Below are 20,644 nucleotides of genomic sequence, written 5' to 3'. Positions count from 1 at the left end.
TTTTATCCATTATAAGGACATACTAATCATATAAAGTTTCTATAATCTTCTAGTAAAAAGGAGAATGTTTATGAAAAAATCTAGTATTATAGTATTTTTACTAACATATGGTTTGTTTTATGTTTCTAGTGTTTTATTCCCTATTGATCGTACTTGGTATGATGCGTTAGAAAAGCCGTCTTGGACACCTCCTGGTATGACAATCGGAATGATATGGGCTGTATTATTTGGACTTATTGCATTATCAGTTGCAATTATTTACAACAACTATGGATTCAAGCCAAAAACATTTTGGTTTTTATTCCTTTTAAATTATATATTCAATCAAGCGTTCAGCTATTTTCAATTTAGCCAAAAGAATTTGTTTTTAGCAACAGTAGATTGTTTACTTGTCGCTATTACTACGTTACTTCTCATAGCAGTTTCTTCCAAATTATCTAAGGTATCGACATGGTTGCTAATTCCGTATTTTTTATGGTCTGCATTTGCTACATATTTATCTTGGACAATTTATAGTATAAATTAAAGACGGAACTAAAAACTTGAGCATAATAAAAATGCTCGAGTTTTTATGTGTGTTAATGATAATCCGAAATATGGAATATATACATCTTATGGAGGTCATCTTTGTGAAGAAATGGATAAAAATTACGCTGTACTCTTTACTAGCTATTTTAATTATAGGAAGTATTACTTTTTTAACTTGGTCTCAGTTTACTTATAAACCGACGCAAGAGGCTTTGTCGTTAGTAGATGATAAAAAAGATGAAGATAATATCGTTTTTGGAGCGAAAGATGCGAAAGTAGGGGTTATTTTTTATCAAGGAGCTAAAGTAGAAGCTGAGGCTTATAGTTACTTAGGAGAAGCTCTTGCAAAAGATGGGCACTTTGTAGTAATGCCTAAGTTACCATTAAACTTAGCGATATTTGGAATAAATGAGGTAGATAGTGTAATTGAAAAGTATCCTGAAGTTCAAAAATGGTATGTTGCGGGGCATTCAATGGGCGGAGCTATGATTTCTAAGTATGCCTCTCAGCATGAAGACAAGGTACACGGAATCATTTTCTTAGGTTCGTATCCTGCAGATGACTTTTCTACAAAATCGATTCCGATGTTATCAATTTATGGAGAAGTAGATGCTTTAGCAACTGTAGAAAAAATAGAGAACAATAAAAAGTTCATGTCAAAGAATACAACTATGCACATGATAAAAGGGGGAAACCATGCTCATTTTGGCATGTATGGTGAGCAAAAAGGTGATAATGCGAGTTTAATTACGGCAAAAGCACAACGAGATGAAACAGTAAAAGTAATTGAACAATGGTTATTGGAACAATGATAACGAATTTAATAAATCTACCGAAAGAATTATCCAAACGGTAGATGGGAGAGAGAATAAAGAGCCAAATCGTATGAATTGGCTCTTTTATTTATTTGCTATCTCCAATTGTCCCCTTATTTTCTCAGGAATATCCTCTTTAGAAATAATATCGTAAGAATACACATATTTTCCTTTCACATGAATTTTTAAGTAAGTTTTTCTTATAAAATCATTAGGCGTGTTCGTTCCAACTGTATATTCTTTTTCATTACTTAATTCGTCAACAGCTTTTAGTGAGTACATAGCTTTTCCTTTATGATGATAATCTGGAACACCATATCCTTTCGCAACGGCATATACATTTTTTTCTTCAGCAATCGGATTAAATCTGTCTAAATCTCCGCGTAATATGAAAGGTAGTAAGTATATAGGGAGGCCTATTCCTAGTATGCAAATTACAAATTTCTTCATGATCGTTTCTCCTTTTGTCTATTTACATTTTGAGTATAGAAAAAAGTTCTTATGAATATAGAGGGAAATTCTTTAAGTTTTTCTTAATAAAGTTTAACTTTGTGAAAAAAACTAATTTGAGCATTAAGTTTACGAAATGAATAGCCAAATAACCTATTTTCTTTATTTTTTGATGGTAGGTTATTAGGTTTTATATTGGTATGAGTGAATTAAGAAATAAGTGAGGTTTAGGAAATAGAATGAATTTATCTTATAGTAATAAGAGAATTACCTGAATAAATGATAGTGAGAACAATTAAAGAAAGCATCTAGTGGGGTGCTTTTTTCTTTTGAAACAGAGAATCTCATGGGTCGGTTACATGTAATTTCGTGCTGTGCTTCTAGGTCATTGGAAAATCCAACAATAAAAAAAGAGGGGGAAGGCGTTTTTTATTGAAGTTTGTTAATGATAGATTTTTAACTTGAGAGGGGGGATCGTAAAATAGATTATTAATCTCTTTGGTAATTTTTATTTTCCTTATAGTTGGCATATTGTATTAGAAATTTTAAATTTTGAAGGGAGAATCAATAAGTATGGGTAAGAAAAGAAGAATAAGTAATAAGTTATTACTTATCAGTGCAATTTTTACAATAGCAATTCCCTCAGTCTCATATGCGGAGGAAGTAATTTCACCTGAAAATTTTAAGAGTTCTTCAAATTTGTATAAGGCACGGAATACGGAAATTTTGAAAACAAATTTATATCCTAATACATATAATAATCCATTTAACCACCAATTTATTTCAAAATTAAAGGAAGTAAACACAAATATAAAAAAAATAGACAATAGTGATGATGAAAATCCTGTTATATCTACTACTCTTTCATTTATTCGCCATATGAATAGTGAAGATTATAAATCTGCATTTGATTTAACCTCAAGGTCATTACAGAAAATAATATCCGAAGAATGGTTGAAGAGCTATTGGGAGGGACTGCCAGTTCAATTACAAGCAGGTTCTTTTATAGAAATTGGAGAGGTTACACAAAAAGAGACAAATCCTGTTCATACAAATGTGGAGATTCAATTAGTTTTTGAAAAAATGACTGTACCTTTACTAATTAAACTAGATCCATCTGGAAAAATAGACGATTTTCAACTAAGCATGTCGTTTAGTCCTGTTGCTGAGCGTCCATCATATAGTAAGCCTGAATCATTTGTTGATAAAGAAGTAGTAGTTGGAAGTGGTGCATTTCCATTACCAGGAACATTGTCGGTTCCAAAAGGAAATGGTCCTTTTCCAGCGGTTGTTCTTGTTCAAGGATCAGGAGCAACTGATCAGGATGAAACAGGGTTTGCTTTAAAACCATTTCGCGATTTAGCTGAAGGTCTTGCATCGAAGGGAATTGCTGTCCTTCGCTATAATAAACGAACGTATGAACATGGGCTGAAAACACAATTCAGTCCCTTCTATACAGTTGATAAAGAGACAACAGATGATGCTCTTCTTGTAACTCAATTTCTTAAAAATGAGCCTCTAATAAATAAGAATCAAATATATATTCTTGGTCATAGTCAAGGTGGAATGATGCTTCCGAAAATGATTGAAAAAGACCAAAATCAAAATATTGCTGGGGCAATTGTAATGGGTGGACCAGCTCGTACGATTCAAGACGTTGTTTTAGATCAATTTGAGTATCTTTTTTCTATTGGAGCAATGAACCAGGAGCAATATAAATTCTACAAATCGCAATTTGAATTATTAAATGATCCAAATTTCTCTGGTCAGAATCCTCCAAAAGATTTTTACTTAGGATCAGCAGTATTTTGGGATTCTATTCGGAAAATTAAAGCAGCAGAAATATCAAAAGAACAAAAGACACCACTTCTTATTATTCAAGGAGAAAGAGACTATCAAGTTCAATCAAAAATCGAAATTCCTCTTTGGAAAGAACAATTAAAAGAACGAAATAACGTTGATTATCGACTATATCCAAAGTTAAATCATTTCTTTACAGAGGGCGATGGGGAAATAAGTAAACCGGATGAATATTATAGTCCTGCTAATATTCCTGAGTATGTTATAAATGATATTGCTGCTTGGGTGCAAGGCAGATCGCAATTAAATTAGCAACCATATGTTTTAATAAAGACTTTCTTTCTGTAATCAAAATAGAAATATTTTTATTAGGTTATATGTTTTTTTTAGCACTCTTTGAAAAGGAGTGCTTTTTTATTTTTCTATGATTTCTATAAAATAATGGACTTGTCTTCCAAATAAAGCGTTATTTGTAACACTGTTATCAAAGCAAAGTGCTCGTGACATTTCCTTGATATTCAAAAACATTAATAACCTATTATGTGAAGTTTTTTGAAAATTTAGGTTTAACATCTTTAAAATAGGTGTATTACATATTACATAACAACTAAATAAGAAAATAAAAAATCTAAGGGAGGAAAAATACGATGCATAAGAATGAAAGAAAACCGGTGGTTTATGAATATCAAAATGAACAGGAAGTAGTTATGAAAGTAAAAGAGCTAGAATTGAAAGGGATTCACCAAGATGACATTTACGTCTTAACACATGAAAAACATATAACAAAAAAGATTGCGGATGATACAAACACAAATACGATTGGAGTAAAAGAACAAGGGTTGGGCACAAGTATTATCAACTTTTTCTCCAAAAAAGGGGACGAGCTCCGAAATCAAATGGAGGAAATGGGGTTGTCGAAGGAGGAAGCTAACTTATATGAAGAAAAACTAGATCAAGGGAGAATTTTACTTCTAGTAACAGATGAAACACTAACGGCGAGTGATAGGCAGCCGCAAAACTATCATTCTCTCTAATAGATTGCAATATCTGATAAATAGATAAGTTAATTATTTTAGGTTGTAGCATGGAAGAAAATAAAAGTAGAGAAGGGTGAGAAAAATGAAACATACAATATTTAAATATGCTGTGATTGGGATTACGACCGGAGTCATAGTATCTCTGTTAAAAAAAGAAAATCGGAAAGTTATACAAACAAAAGGAAAAAGCGTAAAAGACAAACTACAAGAAGGAAACATAAAGGAAACATTAGAGAAGGTAACCGAGACAAGTAAACAATTCTCTGTAACTGCAGCTAATGTTGCAAAACAAACATTACCACAACTGCTTACAGCCACACCGGTTGTCATTTCTACTATTAAAGATTTAACAGAAAACGAAAATAACAAAAAGAAAAAAGATGAAAAGGATAATGAAATAAAACAAAATAGTAAGAACCTAGACGGAGAAAAAACGGAAAATGAAAAGAAATATGTGAAAGAAGGGAAAGAAGAGAGTGCTTAGATTTAATTCTAAAAAGAGAAAGTGAGGAAAAAAGTATGAAATCTCTGTATGCAATTGATGTAGGAATTGGTTTTACTAAGCGGGCATATCGACAGGATGTAGATTCTGAGGTGACGATTAAGAGTGAAGCTGCCACACTAGCTCCTGTACCTAATCATGCTGAAAGTGAAGATTTAACAAAGGTAAGTTTTATAGACTTAGACTTTGCATACTACATGGGAAATGAAGCACATCAATCTGACGCTTCATTTCTTCCTCTATTTGACGAAGAAATAGAAAATTATTATGAAAGCGAAGAGTTTAAACAACAAATATTTGGTTGCATTGCAAAGGATTATAAAGAAAATGTCGTGTTACCTTTAGTTGTTACCGGGCTTCCAGTCACTTGTTTTGGTAGTCAGCATGAGCAATTACAACGTGCACTAAAAAAAGAAACTTCCGTACAAATTGATGGGAAATTTATTAATATTACGGTTGAAAATGCTTTGATTCTTCAGCAACCGATCGCTTTACATGCCTATTTCTTAAAAGAGGGAATCATTCAGGAACAAGATCGCATCTTAATTATTGATGGTGGATTTCGTACATTAGAAATGACAGATATGAAACAGAATGTCATTTTAAATCATTATGAGACGGAACTAGGATGTAGCAAGCCTTTGAAAAATATTAAGAATATCCTGCAGAATCATGCAGGTGAAAGTAATCAATTGCATATTAATGACATGCCAAAAATATTAGAAAAAGGATATGGAGATAAAGAAGAAAATTATGAGACAAGTCAGGTGGATATTTTAATTCAAAAAGAGTTGGATACACATTTCCAAGACATCATGCGTGTATTACAAGAACAATTTAAGTTAGACCAGTATGACACTATTATTTGGACAGGAGGAATAGTAGATCTCCACAAAAAACAAATTGAAAAAATGCAAGGTGAAATTGTTTCTTTCCGTATGGTAGACGCTTCAAAAGAGGCCGCGCTTCATGGATACTATATTATTGGAAGTCAAGTATTTGAGGACATCACCAATCAATCTGCATATAAATCCAAATTATAATGACGACCGAAATGGAGTTCGTTGAATAGACGTGCCAAATTGTGTGGCTTCTTTTCCAAATATAAATAAGAAAAGATAAAAAGTGCTTGTATAGAGGAAATGTTTAAAATTGAGAATAAAAATAACTAATATATAGGGGGTCTTCCTTTTTAAAGAATAAGACCTCCTATGCATTTATTTTGTAATTTAGATGATTTAAAAACTTTTCCTCCAAGATATGGATACCTACATACAAATTTCATATTACGGATATGATTCGATCAAACATAAAACTATTTAGAAAGGAAGAATAATATGGAATGCATAAAAATGACGAAATGGAGTTGGTATCATGTGAAAACTAGTGAGCTTGAAGAAATTTCTTCTATAATCCCCCGTGATGTAACATCTTATTTCCCTCAATTTGTAAAGAAAATAAGTTCTCCTTGTGAAAATGGATTATATGTTTATACGTTATCACCAAGTCAAACTTGTGTATATGGTTCGTTTTTATATGATCAAGATAAAAAGGACGCCAAAATTCAAAAATTTCTTCATTATTTCGTAGCTCATGGGATACTGATAACGGTCCAAGAAAAAGAGGAAGAAGATTTTCAAGAATTAATACATAATTTCCCTATAGGTATAAAAAATTGTAATAGTTCCGCTGAAGGACTATGTGCCATCTTATCGATATTTATATCTCACTATTTACGAAAGGTTGACTATTTTGAAAACAATTTCAGAAATGTGTTATGGGATTTTTATCATCATAATAACATAGCAGTTTTAGAAAGGATTTATCATATTCGTCATGAATTATTTATGAACACACATGTGTTTCGCTTAATACAAGAAGTGTTACAAGGCTTGGAGGAAGCTTGGTTAGAAAAACTAACAAACACCCTTTGTTATAAACAAACGCACGTAAAATTAGAGCGTGGATTACAACTCGTTAAAGAGTACCAAGAAGAATTAGACACGATGATTCATTTACAAGAAGTTGTTTCTTCTCATCGTGGGAATGAAATTATGAAAGCTCTTACTGTATTAACTGCTGTAAGTACGCCTTTGACAGCCTTAGGAGCATTATGGGGTATGAATTTTAAATACATGCCTGAACTTGAATGGAAATATAGCTATTTAATGGCTCTCTTATTTATTATTTTCACAACAGCGGGTATGTATATGTATATGCGATTCAAAGGGTGGACAGGTGATTTATTACGAGTAAAGAAAAAGAAGTCTTTTTTTAAATCTAATTGATCCTGTTTATAAAAAATATGATAGACATATAGTTAATAATATTTATTAATTAGGGTAGTGCCATATCCCTATCAAGTTAAAGTTTTGATGTCCCCGCAATGATAAAAATAAACTTGGTTTCCATAAAAAACATAATATTTTCATTTAAAGGCTATGAAGTGAAATATCATCATCTTCATCACGTTTGACCTTCAAGAAATAAAAAGTTAAACTATTCTTGTACTCGAAGTACTATTATAGTACTGGAGAGATAATAACTTTACTATTTTGGTATGAGGTGAATAAATGATGAAAGATCGGATTGCCAAAACTGCTATTGCGCTTTTTCATGTAAGGGGAATAAAATTCACAATGAGTGATTTAGCTCGTGATCTAGGTGTAAGCAAAAGTACGCTTTACGAGCATTTTCCATCTAAGGACGAGCTTATTGGTTATGTAGTTGAGCAAATAAATGAAGAAGCCCAAATACGTTTTCGGGAAATTATCGATAATTCGAATTTGAACATACCGGAAAAATTAAAAGGGATTCTTTTAATTGTGCCTAAGGATTTTCAGCACAGCTTCGTACGTTTACTGATTGAACTGCGACGTTACCATCCAGAGCAGTGGGCAAAAATAGAACAAGGCATAAATGAAGAATGGGAGGTAATTACTGGGCTAGTTGAAGAGGGCATCAATAGCGGTGTTTTACGTTCAATGGACATTCCAGTGCTAATCCAAACACTCAAAACGTTAATGAAATCAATTTTTGAACAGGGGAGTATAGCCTCTAACCAAATTACTCTACAAGAGTCACTTGCAATGATGGCCGATATCATATTGCATGGAATCACAAGTAAGGATTAAATAGTACTTCTACATAAAAAATGAGTAGGGTCACAATAACCATACAGGTTAACGTAGCCCCGCTCATTTTTTATTTTTATCCCGCTTTAATGGGCAGTAAGATTCCTACCTCAAAATTCAGTGAAAGCAAAGAATTTAGGTGGGAGATCAACTGCCCATAAAAGTCCGATTGGTGAGGGCTGATAATCAGTGGGGGATGAAGAAAACCCCACTGATTAAAGTTTCACTTTATGTCGATTTTACTTAAGGGTAATTATACTTTACAGTCTGGAAGATTTCGGTATAATATAAAATCAGTACCAAAAATAATTTTTCGGTACTGAAGGTACGGATTAAGATAATCAGAGATGGAAACGAAAAGTTTGTAATTTTAAATTGTTTTTTCAATTTGGCTGGGATGTCCTTGAAGATAAAATACGGGTATAGGAGGAATGTAAATGGATTTTTTTGAGACTGTTATAATTATTGTGAATTTTAGTATTCTAGGCTGTATATTGTTTTTTAGTGAGAAAATAAAACAATGGTCTGTCTTCATTCTAACAGTTGCCTTTTGTGTGGTTGTTGTGCAGCTTATCGTAGAAGGGTATCGCTGGCAGATGATTCCTGCTTATTTGTCCCCATTTATTTTAACAAGCTGCTATCTATTTGCTGAATCAAAAAAGAACGTTAAAAGTTGTGGGGCATTCACAGTCAAGACAGCGCTACTGGTCATTTATTTGACTATTGCGGTCATGCTTCCTTCCCTCATGCCGGTAGTTTTATTTGAAAAAACGAGCGGTCCCTTCAAGGTTGGTACTACACTTTATCATTGGATTGATTATAATCGAGAAGAACCTTATATGAAAGATTTGAACGGCCGGCGCGAGCTGATGGTTCAGGTTTGGTATCCTGCAAAAGAAAAAGGAGAGATGAATCGCGCACCTTATATCCATAACTCGGATGAGATTGCCAAGGGGTTGGAAAAATCATTGTCTATTCCAGCATTCGCGTTTCATCATCTAGGCTTGATGAAGTCGAATGCATTCATGGAAGCTCAATTGTCAGATTCAGAGGAACGTTATCCGGTCCTACTCTTTTCCCATGGTTTAAGCGGTTTTCGCAATCAAAACACGTTTGAGGTGGAGGAGTTGGCCAGCCAAGGTTACATCGTCGTAGGAATTGATCATACCTATGATGCTGCAGCTACCGTCTTTCCAGATGGCAGAACCGCTTTTGTACAGTCGATCAATTTAACTGATTTTGCCGAACGAGATCGCCATATCAAATTATGGAAGGAAGATGTTGTTTTTGTACTTAATCAAATAGAGAAGCTTAACCAAAGCGATAAAGATAATCGCTTTACAGGAAGAATGGATACATCCCGAATTGGAATGTTTGGACATTCTTATGGTGGAGCTACAGCTGCGCAAGTGTTAGTGGAAGACTCCCGTGTCAAAGCAGCCATCAATATGGATGGTACATTATATGGGGAAAATGTTCCGAAATCTAGAGTTGGAAAACCGTTTTTGATTATGAATGCAGAGACTAGTGATGATTCCACGAAAGATTTTTTAGAGGGAAAAGTTCGTAGTGACCATGCACTTGCAGGTGGTGGCATGTCAATGGTTATTCCCCATACCAATCATACGAGTTTCACTGATTTTCATTTGTTCTCTCCTTTGTTACGAAGCTTAGATGAAGATCCAAGATACGTTCACCGTATTATAAACGAATTCAGTCTCGCTTTTTTTGATCGATATGTGAAACAGGTAGACGATAGCTCTGCGCTTGAAAAATTGGACTCCAAATACCCAGAAGTGAAATTTAAAGTGAATTAATGACAATGTCTTTTAATATATTTGCTAACAGTTGGGTATATATTTTAATCATCAAGAAAGATTGCCCTCTGTAGCATACAGAGGGCAATCTTTTTTAAATTAATATAAAGGAGTTTTTTTATGTTTAATAGATTGAAGTATTTTCTTTTATCCGAGAAAGAAATAGTTGAAACTGTGAAGAATTACAAGGAGGAAAAAATACATGTTTTCATAATAAAAGATTTTTTAGGGGAGTTAATCTTAATAAGAACTCTTATATTTTTAATGTTTGTTCCAATATCAACTTTTATTTTTTCAGTTGTAATTTTTGGAGCTGTTTTCTTTTTATCCGGTATTAAGATTACCATTTGGGGCATTGCTATAATGTTATTGGTTCCAATAACATTACTTTTCTATATGAATATAACTAATACATCAATTATTATTACTGATTTAGCGAAGAAATTTTTATTAACCATAAAATATCTAAATCCATTTTACTCAATATTAAATAAACCTTGGTTATTTATTTTTGAATTATTATTTGGTTTTTTATATGTCTTCGTGCTATCTTTGTTTTCTATTTGGATAGTATTACATTCATTAGAAATAGGTTTCTCTGAATTTAGTTCAGAGGACAATCGAAGTTTCCAATTTTCAATTATTATTTTGCATACAGCAATTTATTTGTTTATAAGAGTTCATGGCCAGCCTTGTAAGACAACTAAGCAAAAAATTAAAAAACTGAAAATGAAATTTTATTTATGGTTTTGTTCTATGATTGCAAGTATTGTATATATATTTGAATCACTCTTTAATTATATGAATGGAATTCAAGCAATTTATTTTATATTTGTTTTAATGATTGCTTTAGAAAGAACAGTGACACATTATAAGAAATTTATAGATTTTTTAGAATCTGAAAATTTGTATGAAAAATAATTTTAGAGAGAAAAGTCATTTGAAATATAAAAAGTTATACCTACTAAGTACTGAACGAGTAAAAAAACGCTATTCTTTCTCTAGAATCATAGGAAAGGATAGCGTTTTTTATGTCTATTTTTGTATCTGATGAACTACAACTATTTGCTCAAGAAATTCAATGTTATTTATCCCCGAACATCTTAAGAAATCTTGCCAGAGAGTCTGGTTTCGTGCAACGAACCTGTAAATTCCAAACAAAAAGTTTACTCAATTTATGAGTATGTATGGAAAAAGAAAGAGATTCAATAATGCTTTGTTTAATATTAATTTATACAGAAATTCATATTAAACAATATGTAATAATACATTTTATGATAATTTATTAAAATAAAATGTTATATTTTTGGGTGGAATATATAAATGGAGGAAATGTTATGAACAAGAATTTAAAATTTACTCAAATGATGATCGGTATTAGTACGATGGCATTATCATTTGGAAGTATTCAAACACAGGTATCCGCAGAAGAAAAAGCACCCTATAATACGTTACAGATGAAACCGATTGGGACAGAAACTTCAAAAGATGAAATGGCTCATGCTACAAAAGCGGACGAAACATTGAATTTTGAAGAGCGTTTAAAAGTAGGCGATTTTTCACAACGACCTACTTCGGTGATGAAACATGATGAAAGGCAATTAAAGCAAAGCTATACTCTGGCAGAATTGAATAAAATGTCTGATAGTGAATTCATTGATACGCTATCAAGAGTTTCATGGAATCAAATTACAGACTTATTTCAATTCAATCAAGATACGAAAGCTTTTTATCAAAATAAAGAACGTATGAACGTTATCATTGATGAATTAGGACAAAGAGGGACATCTTTTACGAAAGAGGATTCAAAGGGAATTGAAACTTTTGTTGAAGTATTACGTTCTGCTTTTTATGTGGGATATTTTAATAATGAAGTAGGTTACTTAAATGAGAGAAGCTTCCATGACAAATGTTTACCAGCATTAAAAGCTATTGCAAAAAATCCAAACTTTACATTAGGTACAGCTGAGCAAGATAGAGTAGTAGTTGCGTATGGGAAATTAATTAGTAATGCTTCTAGTGATGCTGAAACAGTACAGTATGCGGCAAATATTTTAAAACAGTTTAATGATAACCTTTCTATGTATGCTAATGATTATATGAAAGAACAAGCTGTATATGAAATCGTAAAAGGTATTGATTATGATATACAATCTTATTTGCAGGAAACGAATAAAAAGCCTAATGCAACAATGTGGTATGGAAAGATAGATAACTTTATAAATGAGGTTAGTAGAATTGCTCTCATACGGAATTTAACAACTGAGAATAGTTGGCTAATTAATAATGGGATTTATTATGCAGGACGTTTAGGGAAATTTCATAGCAATCCAAACAAAGGATTGGAAGTTATTACACAAGCGATGAATATGTATCCTCGCCTAAGTGGACCTTATTTTATAGCGGTAGAGCAAATCAAAACAAACTACGGTGGAAAAGATTATGATGGAAATACAGTAGATTTACAGAAAATACGTGAAGAAGGGAAGTTACAATACTTACCTAAAACATATACATTTGATGATGGATCTATTGTTTTTAAGACAGGCGATAAAGTAACAGAAGAGAAAATTAAAAGGTTATATTGGGCAGCCAAAGAAGTAAAGGCACAATATCACCGTGTAATTGGAAATGATAAAGCACTAGAACCAGGTAACGCAGATGATGTGCTGACAATTGTAATTTATAATAATCCAGATGATTATCAATTAAATAGACAATTATATGGATATGAAACGAACAACGGCGGTATTTATATTGAAGAGAAGGGTACTTTCTTTACATATGAGCGTACACCAAAACAGAGTATTTATAGTCTAGAAGAGTTATTCCGTCACGAATTCACTCATTATTTACAAGGAAGATACGAGGTTCCTGGTTTATTTGGGAGTGGAGAACTATATCAAAATGAACGCTTAACTTGGTTCCAAGAAGGGAATGCAGAATTCTTTGCAGGATCTACACGTACAAATAATGTTGTTCCACGTAAAAGTATTATAAGTGGCTTATCATCTGATCCGGCAAGCCGTTATACTGCAAAGCAAACTTTGTTCGCAAAATATGGATCATGGGATTTTTATAATTATTCCTTTGCACTACAGTCTTATCTATATAATCACCACTTTGAAACCTTTGATAAGATTCAGGATTTAATCCGTGCAAACGATGTGAAAAATTATGACGCGTATCGTGAAGCATTAAGTAAAGATGCACAGCTGAATACAGAATATCAAACGTATATGCAGCAGTTGATTGATAATCAAGATAAATACAATGTACCACAAGTAACAAATGATTACTTAATACAACATGCACCTAAGCCGTTAGCTGAAGTGAAGAAAGAAATTGTCGATGTAACTAATATAAAAGATGCAAAAATCACAAAACATGAGTCTCAATTTTTTAACACATTTACTGTAGAAGGCAAGTACATAGGTAGTACATCAAAAGGTGAGTCTGAAGACTGGAAAACAATGAGTAAACAAGTCAATCAAACCTTGGAGCAGTTGTCTCAAACAGGATGGAGCGGCTATAAAACAGTTACAGCCTATTTTGTTAACTATCGTGTGAATGCAGCCAATCAATTTGAATATGATATTGTTTTCCATGGTGTTGCAACAGAGGAAAAAGAAAAAACAACGACTATAGTAAATATGAATGGACCATATAGCGGGATAGTAAATGAAGGAATTCAATTCCATAGTGATGGTACAGAAAGTGAAAATGGAAAAATTATTTCTTATCTATGGAACTTTGGAGATGGTACAACAAGTACAGAAGTCAGCCCTACCCATGTATATGGAGAAAAAGGAGCATATACTGTGGAACTAACAGTGAAAGATAGTAGAGGAAAAGAAAGTAAAGAACAAACAAAAGTTACTGTAAAACAAGATCCGCAAACAGGTGGATCCCTTGAAGAGGAAAAGGTACTCCCGTTTAATAAGCTTGTAAAAGGAAATCTGATTGCTCCTGATCAAACAGATGTTTATACGTTTGATGTTACAGTTCCAAAAGAAGTAGATATTTCTGTGGTAAATGAACAAAACATTGGGATGACATGGGTACTTTATCATGAATCAGACATGCAAAATTACGTAGCTTGTGGTGAAGATGAAGGAAATGCTATAAAGGGAAAATTCGTAGCGAAACCAGGGAAATATTATTTGAATGTGTATAAATTTGATGATAACACTGGTGAATATTCATTATTAATAAAATAAATTTATTTTCAATATGTATATAACGGTTGTTTTTTTAGGAGGAGTCTGTCACGATAGGCTTCTCCTATTTTTTACTCTAAAATAAGTTAATAAATTAGGTAATTATCTTTAAAAATAAATCATTATAAACCTAAAATATTCAATTAAAAAATAGAAGAGAGGGAGCTTGCGTCTTAATAAGACTAATATTAGGAGTTATGTCACATTTCGATTAAATAAAATATCGTAAAATCCTCAGAATAAATTTTTTTGCATGTTCATTCATTTAGGGTAATTCTCAACTCTTAAGCTGATGTATGTGGGGGACCGACTCATATACATCAGCTTAAATAATTAGATATTTTATTTATTAAGTTAAGCGAAATTTTATTCGTATAGGAGGAAGGCGCATTTAATTCTTTTTTCGAATGTTATTCATGTTTATCGTATTCCATCGAATGCGCTTGTTACCAAGTGATGTACATAGGAATCATCCAACTTATCACCGGTTACTAGCAACCGATAAAAAATTGGTCCGTAAATGAGATCGATGGATAATTCAATATCAAGGTTTTCTTTCAATTCTCCTCTTTGAATTCCCTTCTCTAGAAGTTGCTTTGCTTGCAGTCGACGGGGCTGGAAACATCGAGTGCGATATTCCTCTTCCAGTTTTAAGTCAACGTTTGATTTTCTCTTTGCAACCAGAAGTTCGTAGTCGCTTAAATGGATTATTCATGTCTATTTTCTTTTTGGGTGTTGCTGTTGGATCCTTTTTCGGAGGATGGAGTGTAGCATTGTGGATCGGAATCGCTTTTCCGACCATAGCGCTGCTTTATTTTGCCACAGAGAAATAGTTCAATAATCAAATTTAAACAGACCGGATTCGCTTGAATGCATATTCATTAATATGTCTGATTTTTATAGATTATTTGCGGTTATTTTGAAGTTTTTACATCACAACCAGATTTTTTGTCTCTATCGCTAAAAGAGGGCAAAACTCACCATATAAAATGTGTCCGAATTCCATTTAGACTATGAAAAAAGAGAGCTTGCGCTAGACAACAAGCCCTCTAAAAAATAACGTAATTGAGATATCTATATATTAACAGTTATTTTCTAACGATTCTATATGTCTTATGTTGAGAAATAAATTATAAGTGGCTTGATAACGCTAAAATGAATTATTGACATAATATTTCGACGATAATATAATAAATCTCGAATTCAAGATAACTTGTAAAGGATTGGTAATTATGAGAGCTTATCTTTAAAGTTATTTGTTATATTATCAAGGGAATTACAGCCAATCACTAAACGTATGAAAAGGATTTAAAAATTTATGGACTTAATGCAACTGAATTTGCAGTGCTTGAGCTACTATACAGTAAAGCTGATCGGCCTATAAAAAAATTGAGGACAAAATATTACTTGTAAGTTTTTGTATCACGTATGCATCAATTATTTCAGAAGGTATTGAATTGGTGACACTAATTTTTCCACAGCATAGAGAGGGGATTCGGCAAATATTTGGTAGTTTGGACTATATTGAGAAAAAATGATAAGTAAACAGTTGAAAAAGTTAGGATATTACGCACAGAAAGTGTAAGTTTTTAGATGTTATTTCTGTTTAGTAATATCCTAATTAAATATAAATTAAATAAATAGGAGGGAAAATTAATAAATAGTAGTAAATGTATTGTAGTACAAAATAAAGAAATTATGTAATTGCAATTAATATAGTAGGAAATAAAGTTGTTATGTTCACGTATACATATCGTCCTTTTCATTATAAATCTTTCATAAAGCGGAGAGTGGGTATCAAGAATGGAGTTACGTCATTTAGAGTATTTTATTCAAGTTTGTAATAATAATAGTTTTACTAAAGCTGCGGAAGTTCTAGGTATTTCACAGCCGACTTTAAGTCAACAAATACGTGTGTTAGAAGGTGAACTTGATACACCTTTGTTTCATCGAGTTGGAAGAGGTATCAAAATGACAGAAGCGGGTAAGCTGCTATTTGATAAAGGAAAATTTATCATGCAACAATTTGATGACGTTTATAATGAAATTTTTGAATTAAAGGGTGTAAAAAGAGGTGTGATTACTATAGGAGGTCTATTAGAGGACCTTACTTATTTAACACCTTATATTATGAAGTTTCAACAACATTATCCCAACATCGTAGTGAAAATTGTAGAATCCGAAGTTGCCGTAAATCAAATCGTTGACAAAAATATTGATTTTGGGATTACACGTAGTGCTCAAATTCCAGACACATTAACAAACACCCTTTTGTATAGTGAAGAGCTCGTCCTTGTCATTCCAAAAAATCATCCTTTGAATGAAAAATCATTTGTTTCTTTTCGAGAATTAGTAGGGCTGAGTAGAATAATGGTTTCATGTAGTTGTCGTGAATCTATTAAAATATATTGTGAGAGTTTAGGGTTATCTTTATCTGAAGCAAATATAGAAACAAAATCTTCTATTTCTCTATTGAGCCTTGTATACAATGGACATGGGGTTGCCATAATACCTCGTTCACTGGTTAACTTTGTTAATAATGATACTTTGAGCATAGTTCGTATTACTGATCCAACACCAAGTCAAGATATTAATCTTATTCACTTTGATGATAAATTTTTAAGTTTTGCTGCACGCATCTTTATGCAGAAGTTAAATGATTCGCAAAAAGTATCAGTGTAATAGAAATAATAATGATTCTAGTGTGAAATTTGAAAAAATCTATAAGTCTTAAGATAAAGCAAATATTAAAGTCAAAGGGCAGTGGCTTTATATGTGTGGTGTGATCGATTTTTGACTTTTACTTAAGGGAAAGGGGTAGGCTTTGCAAGGAGAGAAGGATGTAAAAAACAAATCAAGTTTAAGCTATCAACTCTTTTGTCCTATTAAATAGTAATAGATTCCAATAGAGATATACAATGCTATTTCGAATCTACATATCCTTATTGCAGAAAGAAAACCACCGGCATTATACCGGTGGTTTTGATTTAGAAAGCAAAGCAAGTACAACCAATACCCCATTTAGTTCCATCTTTTCCTATTACGGTATGAGTGTGTTGATGGAGAGGGTTACTGCAACTATGTAACTTGTTATCATGGGCATCGTGAGAAAGTATAGTGTTGGCTAGGTTAGCACCGCCATAACCATAAACTCCCGTCGGTGACCAGTCAGGTGATGCTGGCGGCAATTCAGGTGATAAATTTTTAAATTCATCATTTCCATACACAACCTGTCCGCCCATAATTGTGAGTAATGATTCAAGGTTTTTGATTTCTTCTTCTGGCACAGTAAAGTAGTCAGCAGACAATACAGCAAGATCAGCAAACTGACCTACTGCAAGGGTTCCTTTTTTACCTTCATCACCAGAGAACCACGCACTTCCTTTTGAATATAATTCCAGGGCTACTTTTCTATCCAGTTTATTTTTTTCATCGTATATCGAAAGTCCACCAATGGTTTTTCCGGCAACCATCCAATAAAGAGCGACCCAAGGGTTATAGCTGGAAACTCTAGTTGCATCACTACCGGCGCCAACAGGTATACCAAGGTCTAACATACGATAAATCGGAGGAGTACGCTTTGCAGCTTCCTTTCCGTATAAATCAACAAAGTATTCACCTTGAAAAGCCATGCGGTCTTGGATGGCAATACCGCCATTTAAAGCCTTAACACGTTCCATGCTACGATCTGAGATTGTTTCTGCATGATCAAACCACCATCGTAGACCATTAAAAGGAATTTCACTGTTAACTTCCTCGAATACATTTAAGAAACGTGTGATTGACTCATCATAAGTTGCATGTAAACGGAAGGGCCAACGGTTTTCCACCAATAGAGAAATTACTTTCTTTAAGTCAGCTTCCATCATCGTAGCTAGTTCAGGCCGTGGCATTTGAAATTTTTCAAAATCGGCTGCTGAGAATACTAACATCTCTCCGGCACCATTCATTTTATACTTATCAGTTCCTTGACCTGGAGAAACAATTTTTGCCCATGAAGCAAAGTCTTCATATTCATGATTTGGATTTTGCGTAAATAGATTATAAGCAATACGCAAAGTTAATTGTTCCTTCTCGGCTAAATGTTCAACAACTTTGTAATCATCAGGATAATTTTGGAATCCACCACCTGCGTCAATAGCACTTGTAATACCTAATCTATTTAATTCGCGCATAAAATGGCGAGTTGAATTAATCTGGTCGTCAAAATTAAGTGCTGGTGCTTTACCCAAACTTGAATAAAGAATAGAAGCGTTAGGATTCGCAATTAAAAGGCCCGTTGGATTACCTCGTTTATCCCGCTCAATTAAGCAGCCTGGAGGGTCTGGTGTATCTTTTGTATATCCCAGTGCATGCAGCCCAGCACGATTTACAAGTGCTCTATCGTAAAGATGTAGCACAAAGACAGGAGTGTCTTCAGAAACGGCATTAATTTCTTCCAAAGTTGGCAACCGTCTCTCTTTAAATTGAAATTCAGACCAACCTCCAACTACCCTTACCCACTGAGGAGCAGGTGTACGCCTTGCCTGTTCTTTGAGCATTTCTAGAGCAATAAAAAGTGATGGCACGCCTTCCCAACGTAATTCCATATTATAATGCAGACCACCACGAATAACGTGTATATGAGAGTCATTCAGGCCTGGAATAGCTCTCTTTCTTTTAAGGTCTATTTTCTTTGTTTTTTCCGTGGCACTATTAAGAAGCTCATCTCCACCTACTGCAGTGACTAAACCATCAGTTATGGCGATAGCAGATACCTCAGGCTGAGAAGGGTCAAGGGTAGTAATTTTTCCGTTATATAAGATCATATCCGGTAAAGTCATGTTCACACCTCGTCTACTTTCTATTATTTTGTAACCATGGATGAAATAATTTACCGAAAATCGGCATGACTACCCATGATAGCAAGGACACTATACATACAGAAACGAAAAAAGCGGACATAATAGGATTCATATGTTTTATAATAGGTCCTATCACTTTAGGAACTAACATGCTAAGAGGCCATACACCCAGAAGGGTAACGATAGACATTTTCCATTTTGGCGGTGGAACTGGCGTTTTCGGAGTAACAAACCAATAAGCCAAACTACTTTCAGTTTTGTAACTCGGATTAGTAACTTGAAATTGTTCTGCCGTTTTTAACAAATCCCGGCGAATGTCTGATTCTTGCCAAACACGTAGATGCTCATACGTATCAAATCGAAAAATAACAGTATACTCTCTCGATTCGTTATTTGGAACTATTAGATTTACACCTAAATGCCCTGGGAATTTAGTAGCGGCAGCCTCAATTTCATGTCTCCATGTTTCAAACTGCTTTTCTCTACCTTCTTGAATTTCCCATGTAACAATCGTTGTTACTGGATTGCCAGCATCCATCGTGTTCCCTGTATAAGTCTCTTCGACAGCTACTCCTTCTTGTTTCATATTTTCCTGCTTGGAAGCGCGCCGTGCACCATAGTATATGCGTATTCTACACCTTGACCATAAGCACCAGTGTGTTCCTTTACAATCTCCATTACAGCATCATAAGTGTCTTTGTGTGCCCAGTCACGTTGGTATTCAAGTAAAACTTGAATTGCTGTCACTGGAATTGCACCAGCTTGTTCTACACGACGCATAGCAGCGTTATGTGCTGTCAGACTAGTACCACCTGAAGCATCATCAACTGCATACACTTCATAGCCAGCTTTCATTACTTCGAGCACAGGGAATGCAAGGCAAACTTCAGTCCAAAGTGCTGCAAATATTAATTTCTTTCTACCTGTTGCTTTAACTGCCTCAACAAATTTTGGGTCTTCCCAAGAGTTCATTGAACTGCGTTCTATAATTTCATGGTTTGGGAATATGTCAAGAATTTGTGGCCAAAAATAACCAGAAAAGCTGCGTGTCTCAACTGTAGTAAGAATAGTAGGTACGTTAAAAGTTTTTGCTGATTTAGCAAGTAGCATAACGTTATTAATCAATGTTTGTCTATCAATACTTGCAACTCCAAAAGTCATTTGAGGTTGAAAATCAATCAAAATTAATGCGCTGTTCTCCGGATTTAACAATTCTAAATTACTCATAATAAAACGCTCCTTTTTTAATTGTTTATTGAAAGTGATGTATATTCTGTCAATTGGAGATCTGCTATACTTTTTAATTTAAATTTAGTGCTGATTTAATCAGCACTAAATTCATACTATCTACTTTAAAAAAGGTGATTTAAAGCTATTTCCTTGAGATACATTTATCCCGCATTAACGGGCAGTAAGACCCCCACCTCAAAATTCAGCGGAAGCAAAGAAGTTAGGTGGGGGATCAACTGCCTGTAAAAGCCCGATTGGTTCAACTAA

Annotated in this window: 16 protein-coding genes and 4 pseudogenes; 15 read left to right on the top strand and 5 right to left on the bottom strand. The window is 33.6% G+C overall.

Features of this window, described 5'->3' with window-relative positions; translation table 11 throughout:
- The first annotated feature begins 70 nt into the window (after window positions 1–70).
- Window positions 71–526 carry a TspO/MBR family protein gene (locus N2V80_RS15610; RefSeq protein ID WP_000749743.1) on the top strand — a complete coding sequence of 152 codons (456 nt, stop codon included), beginning with the start codon at window positions 71–73 and terminating at the stop codon, window positions 524–526.
- A gap of 103 nt (window positions 527–629) precedes the next feature.
- Window positions 630–1,340 (top strand): alpha/beta hydrolase, encoded by a 711-nt coding sequence (locus N2V80_RS15605; protein WP_025966702.1) that lies wholly within the window; start codon window positions 630–632, stop codon window positions 1,338–1,340.
- An 87-nt stretch (window positions 1,341–1,427) separates the two neighbouring features.
- Here N2V80_RS15605 and N2V80_RS15600 read toward each other — a convergent pair whose 3' ends face one another.
- Window positions 1,428–1,793, bottom strand: a complete 366-nt coding sequence (locus N2V80_RS15600; protein WP_000714887.1) for a YxeA family protein — start codon at window positions 1,791–1,793, stop codon at window positions 1,428–1,430.
- A gap of 573 nt (window positions 1,794–2,366) precedes the next feature.
- On the opposite strand from N2V80_RS15600, the gene N2V80_RS15595 reads away from it, so the two are divergent.
- The 10 genes and pseudogenes from N2V80_RS15595 (at window position 2,367) to colA (ending at window position 14,303) form a co-directional block, all read left to right on the top strand.
- Complete coding sequence (locus N2V80_RS15595; protein ID WP_061654886.1) at window positions 2,367–3,905, top strand: alpha/beta hydrolase; 1,539 nt, start codon at window positions 2,367–2,369, stop codon at window positions 3,903–3,905.
- A 335-nt stretch (window positions 3,906–4,240) separates the two neighbouring features.
- Window positions 4,241–4,627: a general stress protein gene (locus tag N2V80_RS15590; RefSeq protein WP_000549439.1), complete on the top strand. Its 387-nt coding sequence runs from the start codon at window positions 4,241–4,243 to the stop codon at window positions 4,625–4,627.
- A gap of 85 nt (window positions 4,628–4,712) precedes the next feature.
- Window positions 4,713–5,114 (top strand): hypothetical protein, encoded by a 402-nt coding sequence (locus tag N2V80_RS15585; RefSeq protein ID WP_061654885.1) that lies wholly within the window; start codon window positions 4,713–4,715, stop codon window positions 5,112–5,114.
- Between the two features lie 35 nt (window positions 5,115–5,149).
- Window positions 5,150–6,175 carry a ParM/StbA family protein gene (locus N2V80_RS15580; RefSeq protein WP_061654884.1) on the top strand — a complete coding sequence of 342 codons (1,026 nt, stop codon included), beginning with the start codon at window positions 5,150–5,152 and terminating at the stop codon, window positions 6,173–6,175.
- A 294-nt stretch (window positions 6,176–6,469) separates the two neighbouring features.
- A complete protein-coding gene (locus N2V80_RS15575; RefSeq protein WP_000388915.1) occupies window positions 6,470–7,420 on the top strand; it encodes a magnesium transporter CorA family protein in 951 nt (316 codons plus the stop codon).
- 288 nt (window positions 7,421–7,708) lie between these two features.
- Window positions 7,709–8,266, top strand: coding sequence for a TetR family transcriptional regulator (locus tag N2V80_RS15570; RefSeq protein WP_000654863.1), 558 nt, complete (start codon window positions 7,709–7,711; stop codon window positions 8,264–8,266).
- Between the two features lie 437 nt (window positions 8,267–8,703).
- Entirely contained in the window at window positions 8,704–10,083 is a 1,380-nt protein-coding gene (locus tag N2V80_RS15565) for an alpha/beta hydrolase family protein (protein WP_000345276.1), read from the top strand.
- Window positions 10,084–10,203: 120 nt separating this feature from the next.
- Complete coding sequence (locus tag N2V80_RS15560; RefSeq protein WP_000483297.1) at window positions 10,204–11,004, top strand: hypothetical protein; 801 nt, start codon at window positions 10,204–10,206, stop codon at window positions 11,002–11,004.
- Between the two features lie 110 nt (window positions 11,005–11,114).
- Window positions 11,115–11,261 (top strand): annotated as a pseudogene (locus N2V80_RS15555) (IS4 family transposase); the annotation flags it as partial.
- A 159-nt stretch (window positions 11,262–11,420) separates the two neighbouring features.
- The gene (colA, locus tag N2V80_RS15550; protein ID WP_061654883.1) at window positions 11,421–14,303 is read left to right on the top strand and encodes a collagenase ColA; all 2,883 of its coding nucleotides are present in this window, start codon (window positions 11,421–11,423) and stop codon (window positions 14,301–14,303) included.
- 420 nt (window positions 14,304–14,723) lie between these two features.
- Here colA and N2V80_RS15545 read toward each other — a convergent pair.
- Window positions 14,724–14,963, bottom strand: a pseudogene (locus tag N2V80_RS15545) (TetR-like C-terminal domain-containing protein); the annotation flags it as partial.
- On the opposite strand from N2V80_RS15545, the pseudogene N2V80_RS15540 reads away from it, so the two are divergent.
- From N2V80_RS15540 to N2V80_RS15530, 3 genes and pseudogenes are all read left to right on the top strand, one after another.
- Window positions 14,951–15,136, top strand: a pseudogene (locus N2V80_RS15540) (MFS transporter); the annotation flags it as partial. The pseudogenes N2V80_RS15545 and N2V80_RS15540 sit on opposite strands and share 13 nt — an antisense overlap.
- 389 nt (window positions 15,137–15,525) lie before the next feature.
- A pseudogene (locus tag N2V80_RS15535) lies at window positions 15,526–15,888 on the top strand (MarR family transcriptional regulator).
- Window positions 15,889–16,106: 218 nt separating this feature from the next.
- A complete protein-coding gene (locus N2V80_RS15530; protein WP_000423205.1) occupies window positions 16,107–16,985 on the top strand; it encodes a LysR family transcriptional regulator in 879 nt (292 codons plus the stop codon).
- A 305-nt stretch (window positions 16,986–17,290) separates the two neighbouring features.
- Here the strand turns inward: N2V80_RS15530 and N2V80_RS15525 are convergent, their stop codons facing one another.
- From N2V80_RS15525 to N2V80_RS15515, 3 genes are read right to left on the bottom strand one after another with little or no spacing between them, the layout of a single operon-like run.
- On the bottom strand, window positions 17,291–19,126 hold the full coding sequence (locus N2V80_RS15525) for an amidohydrolase (protein ID WP_061654882.1): 1,836 nt from the start codon (window positions 19,124–19,126) through the stop codon (window positions 17,291–17,293).
- Between the two features lie 13 nt (window positions 19,127–19,139).
- Window positions 19,140–19,733 (bottom strand): antibiotic biosynthesis monooxygenase, encoded by a 594-nt coding sequence (locus tag N2V80_RS15520; protein ID WP_000806855.1) that lies wholly within the window; start codon window positions 19,731–19,733, stop codon window positions 19,140–19,142.
- Window positions 19,730–20,374 (bottom strand): hydrolase, encoded by a 645-nt coding sequence (locus N2V80_RS15515; RefSeq protein ID WP_061654881.1) that lies wholly within the window; start codon window positions 20,372–20,374, stop codon window positions 19,730–19,732. The genes N2V80_RS15520 and N2V80_RS15515 overlap by 4 nt, the downstream gene beginning before the upstream one ends.
- Window positions 20,375–20,644: the final 270 nt, after the last annotated feature.

The organism is Bacillus sp. FSL W8-0640, assembly GCF_038007725.1.
GTDB classification, from domain to species: domain Bacteria; phylum Bacillota; class Bacilli; order Bacillales; family Bacillaceae_G; genus Bacillus_A; species Bacillus_A cereus.
The sequence above is the reverse complement of the archived record's forward strand: the minus strand, read 5'-3'. Positions and strand labels throughout refer to the sequence as shown.